10 protein-coding genes are annotated in these 7,490 nt (G+C 34.4%); 1 reads left to right on the top strand and 9 read right to left on the bottom strand.

The annotated features are described in order from the left end of the window. Window positions 1-494 precede the first annotated feature (494 nt). Window positions 495-887, top strand: a complete 393-nt coding sequence (locus H4J56_RS19075) for a biopolymer transporter ExbD (RefSeq protein WP_182218634.1) — start codon at window positions 495-497, stop codon at window positions 885-887. Window positions 888-1,241: 354 nt separating this feature from the next. Here the strand turns inward: H4J56_RS19075 and H4J56_RS19070 are convergent, their stop codons facing one another. The 9 genes from H4J56_RS19070 to H4J56_RS19030 all read right to left on the bottom strand — a co-directional run bounded on the left by H4J56_RS19070 (window position 1,242) and on the right by H4J56_RS19030 (window position 6,360). Then, window positions 1,242-1,886, bottom strand: coding sequence for an NAD(P)H-binding protein (locus tag H4J56_RS19070; RefSeq protein ID WP_182259797.1), 645 nt, complete (start codon window positions 1,884-1,886; stop codon window positions 1,242-1,244). A 330-nt stretch (window positions 1,887-2,216) separates the two neighbouring features. Further along, window positions 2,217-2,510, bottom strand: coding sequence for a hypothetical protein (locus tag H4J56_RS19065; protein WP_070375257.1), 294 nt, complete (start codon window positions 2,508-2,510; stop codon window positions 2,217-2,219). 97 nt (window positions 2,511-2,607) lie between these two features. Beyond that, the gene (locus tag H4J56_RS19060; protein ID WP_182259796.1) at window positions 2,608-2,841 is read right to left on the bottom strand and encodes a hypothetical protein; all 234 of its coding nucleotides are present in this window, start codon (window positions 2,839-2,841) and stop codon (window positions 2,608-2,610) included. 116 nt (window positions 2,842-2,957) lie between these two features. After that, complete coding sequence (locus H4J56_RS19055; RefSeq protein WP_070375259.1) at window positions 2,958-3,536, bottom strand: hypothetical protein; 579 nt, start codon at window positions 3,534-3,536, stop codon at window positions 2,958-2,960. Between the two features lie 117 nt (window positions 3,537-3,653). Beyond that, on the bottom strand, window positions 3,654-4,115 hold the full coding sequence (locus H4J56_RS19050) for a DUF2846 domain-containing protein (RefSeq protein ID WP_182259795.1): 462 nt from the start codon (window positions 4,113-4,115) through the stop codon (window positions 3,654-3,656). A gap of 126 nt (window positions 4,116-4,241) precedes the next feature. Then, on the bottom strand, window positions 4,242-4,751 hold the full coding sequence (locus H4J56_RS19045; protein ID WP_182218625.1) for a DUF6265 family protein: 510 nt from the start codon (window positions 4,749-4,751) through the stop codon (window positions 4,242-4,244). Between the two features lie 143 nt (window positions 4,752-4,894). Then, on the bottom strand, window positions 4,895-5,254 hold the full coding sequence (locus H4J56_RS19040) for a hypothetical protein (RefSeq protein ID WP_182259794.1): 360 nt from the start codon (window positions 5,252-5,254) through the stop codon (window positions 4,895-4,897). A gap of 130 nt (window positions 5,255-5,384) precedes the next feature. Then, on the bottom strand, window positions 5,385-5,735 hold the full coding sequence (locus tag H4J56_RS19035) for a hypothetical protein (RefSeq protein WP_182218621.1): 351 nt from the start codon (window positions 5,733-5,735) through the stop codon (window positions 5,385-5,387). Between the two features lie 106 nt (window positions 5,736-5,841). Continuing rightward, window positions 5,842-6,360, bottom strand: a complete 519-nt coding sequence (locus tag H4J56_RS19030; RefSeq protein ID WP_182231117.1) for a DUF1697 domain-containing protein — start codon at window positions 6,358-6,360, stop codon at window positions 5,842-5,844. Between the last annotated feature and the right edge of the window lie 1,130 nt (window positions 6,361-7,490).

The following is a 7,490-nucleotide window of genomic DNA, read 5'->3' as shown; positions in this document are numbered from 1 at the left end:
ACCTTATCTATAAAACGTTAAGTTAACTACTTTACTCTAAAGTGATGTAGATAACTTATCAAAACAGCTCTTTCGTGGTTCGTTTTGACTGAACCCCTTGGAACTGGAGCGCATTCTAGACATTTTCTAAAAACTATCAAGCACTATTTTCATCTTTTTGTTTGTTCGAATGAAAAACAAGCAGACAGGATGATATTAAAACATATATCTACTAATAACTCCCCTACAGCTATTTATAAGTACTATAAATCTGGCCCTATTTTTACTTTAACTCATCATGTCGAAGATCAAATAGTATTCTTCAGCGTACAAATATCAATATGATGTGCTGCATATTTAATTAATTTACTCATCTCTCCTATTAATTAGTCGTTTTGTTTTTACTTATTTACGAATAAATTCGTATCTATATTGTTTTATCGATAATTTGAACTAATCTAAAAGATATACGAAATAACTCGTAGAATGTAACTAACAAATATTGAGGTGCCAGGATGAGAAGAAATAGACTTTATGAAGACCAAAAAGCTGAAGCAGATATGACACCTATGCTTGATATTGTTTTTATCCTTTTAATATTCTTTATTGTGACCACCTCATTTGTTAAAGAACAAGGTTTCTTAGTGAATAAACCCGATGGCGGCAATCCTAATCAGAATAATAATCCTATGTTACTTATAAGAGTAAATGAAAATGGTCTTGTTTCCTTAAATGGTAGAATTACAGATATTGAAAGACTACCAGCAAATATAGAAAATTATATGGCTACTAACCCAGTATCTGCTGCTGTTGTGATCCCTCACGCAAATACAAATTATGATAATGTAGTTAAGGTTATCGATCACATAACTATGGTTGGTGGGCTTACGGTATCTATAGGCAAATAGTTTATATATGAGGGTTAGTCTTTTGATGGGCTAACCCTTTAAACTCAAGTTCCTGTTATATATGTGCTTCGATATATTAAGGTCAATCATATTAGTTTGTATAACCTGCTAGTCACTATAATGACATTTAACTCTGTTAATGCTAACAGTAACAATCAAGTACTTGGCATCTAGCTTGTGTTATTAGCTTTTACATAGACAAAGCAGACTATTAACGACAGCTAATACACTCTTATTACAAGAGACGATTAACTCATTACCCCCGGCGCTTAACCTACTCCCTACTTAATATTTTTTTTAGTAAAAAATTATTAATCTGGTAATAAGTCTACCTATGTATAATGCTGTTGATCACTAAATAAAAACTTCATCAAGACAAAAAATCTCTATTGACGGACCAAGCTCCTGGCTAGACAAGACCATTCTTGCTGCTACTTGCTCACCCGTTATCGGGCGGAAGCGTCGTAGCAAGGGTATAATGCATAAAATAGGCATGAACCAACTAGCCATTTTTTCACCTAAGCGAAATTCTGTTCGTTGACCAAGTAGTAATGACGGTTGAAAAATACTAATACGTTTAAAGGGTAATTGTTTTATTCTCTGCTCCAAAAGACCTTTCATTTTCAGATACGAATTATTACTTTGATCATTAGCCCCAGCAGAAGAAACGAGTAGGTAGTGATTAACACCGTTGCTTACTGCTAATTGTGCTGCTTCAAACTGGTAATCAAGATCTACTCTACCTTGTTCTACGATTGAACCCGCTTGCTTAACTGTTGTACCAAGACATGAGAATAAAAAGTCCGCATGAAATAGTGTGATGTAATTATTGAGGTGTTCGAAGTCCACGACTTGATTACAAACTTTTGTTGATGTATGTGGGGAAGGCCTACGTGTTAGTGTAATAATTTCACTAATATGGTCACTGCTAACGAGTTGATCAACTATCGCCCGACCGACTAACCCGGTAGCGCCTATAACTATAGCTTTTTTTGCCATTACACTCTCTCTAGTATTATCCCGGAAAATTGATGCTTTTTTACTGTGTCGAAAATATATTGGGCTGAATTAATGCAGGGATAAGATAACACCTCGTTAAAAGGATAATAATTGTTAACTGAAATTTATGAAAACCTATACTAGCTGACAATTTATCGTCGGTCTATATTGGCTTGTAGCTTTGTTATTGGCATGGTGTCTCTGAAGTTCTTTTATATAAGTAGATAAAAGTAGTCCAACGCAATAATTATATCGGTTATGCCACCCAATTATATTAGAACGGCCGTTAGCCAACTGTATTTTATCCCTGTTTAAATTCTGGTGATGTTTTTATACCGACGATCTCACTATTTTTAGAAAATAACCAACCATTAAAGAAACTAACAAACCAAAAAATGAAACAAGTGCAGATACGAGTAAAACTGCTACACCAATATTAGCCGTTTCGGCTGTATTTTCGTCTAAGCCTAGGTAATTAGACTGAAAAACAAAAATAAATAATAGTGATACAACAACAATGGCCAGGGTTGAATACATTGATGCTTGCCAAAATGAGTTAGGAAGTTTCCAATGAACGCCACCTGCAATTAATATAGATAATCCAGCTAGTAAATATGGGACCAATGCTCAAACCTCTCAAAAAATATAGTTGGCTAAAAGGAAAACGAAGTGAAAACAGCCAACTGTATCTTCCGTTCGAGTTATTGTTAGGGCTTATTGCTTATTGCTTATGAAGAGTAAACGATGTTTTTTTTGATGCTAATCGCTTTGCCGATAATATTTTATAATAACCAAGTGATATACCTGATTTTACAAAAGCATAGCTTAACGTATTCCCTTTATATGGGAAAACGTCACTAATTTGATCTTGTTGCAACTCCATATTTATTAATTCGTCATAAGAATTAAATGAAGAAGTTAAAACGTCTAAACCATCAACTTGAATAATATCCATAAATTGTGACCTTATACTCTAACGCCCTATTAAGAGACAAATGAATGTTAGCTAAAATAAACATCGAAGGAGTATATAGCCAACTGTTATTTTTACTGCTTGAATGGCTTATGCTACTAAAACTCCGTGAACTGAATATTATTAAAAAACGCATCACTATCGTTTTGTAATGTTGAATATCCAGTATCTACAAAGTAACGACTAGAGTACTCAATATTTACACCTACTGTGTTTTTTTTAGGATGTTGGCAATTATAGCCAATACTTTCAAATAACATTGAGGCTTTGCCTCCTTGAATTTTAGCATTAGTATCTTGAGATATTGAATGGTATTTAACACAAACAGCACCATTAAGTGATGAAAGGTTTTCGGTGTTTTCTTTGTTTTCAAATCGCCCCGTATTTGGGGCAGATGCTCTCGAACTAACAATATATTCTAGAAACTTTTTATCTGAATCTAAACTTGGCAATTGAAATATAGAAACATTTACAACTTGCGATTCATTTTTATTAACGCCTTTACTCCCAAGAGATGATTGATAGCCTGAAGCAGTAATAACCACCCAATCTCCATTTTGTGGAGGGAGTGTCGTTACACCATAAATGTTAATAGGGCTATTCGAATTTACAATGGGTGCGACAGTCGCACACGAAGCAAGAAATAAACTTGATAATAATACTATAATTTTAAACACTAACTTTCCTTAGTAGCATAGCGCCGCGTTAAGAGGCTTTTAATTGTTGGCTAAAATATCAAACGAAGCGGAACCTAGCGACGGTTAAAAGTTCTGCTTTAATGGCTTATTATGAGGTTACATACTCGAATTAAGTACTTTTAAATCGTTTGCAGCTTGTTCTTTATTAACTTCAATTAATCCCGCAGCCCCCGAAAATGACATTACTGTCCCCATTGATGTTGCATCTTGAAATTCTATATCGAACCTTAAGTAATATGTCTTACCTTTTTCCATATCAATATTTCCAATTACATCTCCAAAAATCCAATTATCTAAAAATGAAGTTGAACCTATTTTTATCTCATGTGCCCCCGGCTCTAGGTGAGTTAAGACATAACCAGAATTTTTTAAAGAAAACTTTTCTTTACCATCGATAAAAATGGTTGGCCAAGTTCCCCCTTGAAAGAATTTAGATGGCCTATAAATATATAAAGAACTCTTATTTACATAAGTATTTTCAAAACCTTTAAACCGATCTCCAGAAGCAGAACATCCACTAAAAAGTAGTGTGCATATAATCAGAAATAATACTCTCAATTTGAAAAACCTCATAACGCCTCATTAAGAGACAAATAATTGTTGGCTAAAATAGCGACGCAGGAGCAAAAGCCAACTGATATTTGTCCTGCTTGAATGGCTTTTATGTAGTTACAAACCGAAGTCTCAATTAATTCTTGTATAAGAAAACTTTTCTTCAGTTGTACTTCCATTGTCTTCAATAGCAACATATATATTAATTTCGTTGTCGCTAACCTTCTCAATAGTCATGCCGTTGAAGTAAACTTTATTTTCCATAACTTTGACCAATACAAAATCAATAGTTTTATCTTTCTTCTCCCATCCTTTTAAGTCTCTATGAAAATGCTTTAATCTAAAGATAAGTGTTCCATTTTCTTCGGATATTGTCTCAATTTCATAGAATTGTACTTCATTTTCAACAACAAGCTTAAATGCTCCCATCATGCTCCCGCCAACAGCAGGCGACCATACTTCTTCAATGAGGCCACCAAATGCTTCACCTCTCCAATGACCTGAAAGCCATTTCACTACACTTAAATCAGCAGCAGGTGACTGCTGCTTACCTTCTAAGAATAATATGTTAGGGAATTTATCATTTGCTAAAATATCAAAACAAAATAGCATAAGGAAACAAAGTGCACTTTTTTTAATCATTTTATTGCTCCATGACAAGTTGGAATAATCTGACCACATAACGCCCTATTAAGAAGCTTTTAATTATTAGCTAAAATAAACAACGAAGGAGTATTTTATAGCTAACTGTTACTTTTTCTGCTTGAATGACTTGTTATAAATCGTTAATCACTACACTCGACTTTGGCATAATCACCGCCACCAACTGTACTATCAGGTATAGTAAACCCTATATTTTCAGCAGTTTGCGAATGGTTTTCGTTAATAGTAAACACATGTAACTTTCCTGTTCCCCCTCCACAGACTGAGGGGTAATCAACCAGTATTAAATTACCACAACTTTCAGCTTTAACTTCAATACCGGCTTCTTGCAGATAACTCTTAGTTAATGATATTGATAAACCATTATCCTGACACTGTAACTCCCCTGTACTTATATATACTTCAATATTATTGTCAGAGTCCGATTGGTTGCAACCGGAAAGAGATACCAGTATTGGTAGCATTAGATAAATAAATTTCATAGCGTACTCCGTTACTTTATTTAGATTTTTAACACCCCATTAAGAGGCTTTTTATAGTTGGCTAACATGTGAGGCGAAGCGGACTTAGCCAACAATTTTTAGCGTAGGTTTGAATAACTTACTATTTTTACTATGATACAGAAGCATTTACAACTTCCAACGTTCCATTGCGCTGTATTATGTGAACGAAAGCTAAGAACTCATCATCTGATTTTGAATACCCTTGTTTCCAGAAAACCCTTACGTCACTTTTTTTTCTAATAACACCAACCAACTCTCGTTTTGTAAAAAAACCAAGAGTTTCTTGATATGCTTTGCACTGTTTTTCAAGTTCATCTTTAGTGACGATACTTTTCATATTGTCACTAAAGTCTCGCACATGCTTTTCATGGTCAATTTCAGTGGAAGCATCCATAAGGTTATCCATTATAGGATTAACTATTTCCAATATTTCGTCATTTGAAAGCTTCAACCAATTCATGAATACTCCAAGATAGCTAACGCCCACTTAGGCGAAAAATATAGTTGGCTAAAATGTTGAACGGAGTGAATACAGCCAACTTTATATTTTCCGTTTGAAGTTCTTGTTATGCATTTTTTAGCATAGTGCTAATTTTATTAATAGTATTTAGATTTCTACCTGTCGCACTTTGACCTAAACAAGACTCTACATTTGCTACTAGTTTTGAACGACCTATGCCTTGAGGTGCATATAAATAAAGGACATTACCTTTAACTGTATACTCTTCAGAACTTGATATATATTTATTTAACTTATCTTGAACTAGGTTGATATTATTTTTACAAAAGTAAAAGTGTACAAATTTACCTTCAAATTCTTTGTATGGATTATTTAAAGCTGATGTTGAGAACACAGATTCTTCTAAAGAGAAAACCGCAGGAGCAAAGCCAAAGTTCTTGGATATAATACTTTGCACTTGCTCTGTTGGATTTTTAGGGCTTTTTAAAACGATATTGCCACTTTGGATATATGATGAAACACTTTCATAGCCACTTTGTTCCAAAAGCGGGACAAGCTCTTTCATCGGTAATATATTATTGCCCCCAACATTGATCCCTCTGAATAATACGATGAATTTTTGCACCAAATTCCCTTAAATGTCTAACGCCTAACTAGCGGCGCGAAATTGTTGGCTAAAATAGCGAACGGAGTGAAACAGCCAACTGTCTTTTATCCGTTTGAATGCTTTGTTAGTATCAACACATTCAAAATAAGCCATTTTAACTAAATGATAATTATGTAGAACTTAACACCATTCAATAATTTTTTATCGTGTCAATACATGCCAAATCACATAAGCCCAAGACAAGAAACCGTGCAGAATTGCCCATAAGATTGACTTATTTACGCTCCATGAAATAGCAATTGAAAGAGCTGTTCCAAATGTGATTCCATACTTTACTATTTCTTTCCCTGAATTATCCATTAATGACATTCCTAGTTTGGTTATTTTTATTAAGTATTATCAATTATAAGCATAATACTATGATGCATTGATATATCAGGGAGCTGGTACTCCCCGATAAGCGGTTTAGTTCAACAGCTTATTTGGAGACTACTCACTAATGTACATCCATAAATTAAATTTATTACGCATTAATATCACATATTTTTAACAATTTAGGAACAGTGAACTTTTAAATTTCATCACTATTTGGATATTACTGAGACTTATCACTAATAACACAAGGCTAGGTCATCAAAAAATATATTATAAATATTTTAAGTTCAACAATACCGCGAAGTGATCACTACTTCTTATATTATTGAGATAGCGATCTTCTTACCACCACCTTAAATCAATGAATGATTTTGTCGTCATTTACAGTGGTACATCAGGATGTAATTCGCTGACTAGGCAAACGCGATTATGAAGGGTTATTCTGCTAAGTTTTCAGACGACAGAAAGCAAAAAAGCCGACTCTTTCGGATCGGGTTTCTGACGTGTAGGGATATACTAATGTCGCGTTGCCAAGGATTGCAAAGAGCGACCTAATTGGAAGCGGAGAATGTCCTGTTCTCACATGGGCATGTCGAACATAAGTCACACTACTGTTTGCGCTACTGCTCTAAAGGTATAAATACTGTATTTTTAAACGCCAGAAAGCAAAAAACCCGTAGCATCAGCTACGGGTTTTTCTAATTGGAAGCCTAGCAATGTCCTACTCTCACATGGGAACTCCCACACTACCATCGGCGCTACTGCGTTTCACT

It is taken from the genome of Colwellia sp. BRX8-4, assembly GCF_014077345.1.
Taxonomy (GTDB): domain Bacteria; phylum Pseudomonadota; class Gammaproteobacteria; order Enterobacterales; family Alteromonadaceae; genus Colwellia_A.
The sequence above is the reverse complement of the archived record's forward strand: the minus strand, read 5'-3'. Positions and strand labels throughout refer to the sequence as shown.

Coding starts and splice junctions, on each gene's coding strand:
- H4J56_RS19075 (WP_182218634.1), top strand. CDS start 495: ATGAGAAGAAATAGACTTTATGAAGACCAAAAAGCTGAAGCAGATATG.
- H4J56_RS19070 (WP_182259797.1), bottom strand. CDS start 1,886: ATGGCAAAAAAAGCTATAGTTATAGGCGCTACCGGGTTAGTCGGTCGG.
- H4J56_RS19060 (WP_182259796.1), bottom strand. CDS start 2,841: ATGGATATTATTCAAGTTGATGGTTTAGACGTTTTAACTTCTTCATTT.
- H4J56_RS19045 (WP_182218625.1), bottom strand. CDS start 4,751: ATGATTAAAAAAAGTGCACTTTGTTTCCTTATGCTATTTTGTTTTGAT.
- H4J56_RS19040 (WP_182259794.1), bottom strand. CDS start 5,254: ATGAAATTTATTTATCTAATGCTACCAATACTGGTATCTCTTTCCGGT.
- H4J56_RS19035 (WP_182218621.1), bottom strand. CDS start 5,735: ATGAATTGGTTGAAGCTTTCAAATGACGAAATATTGGAAATAGTTAAT.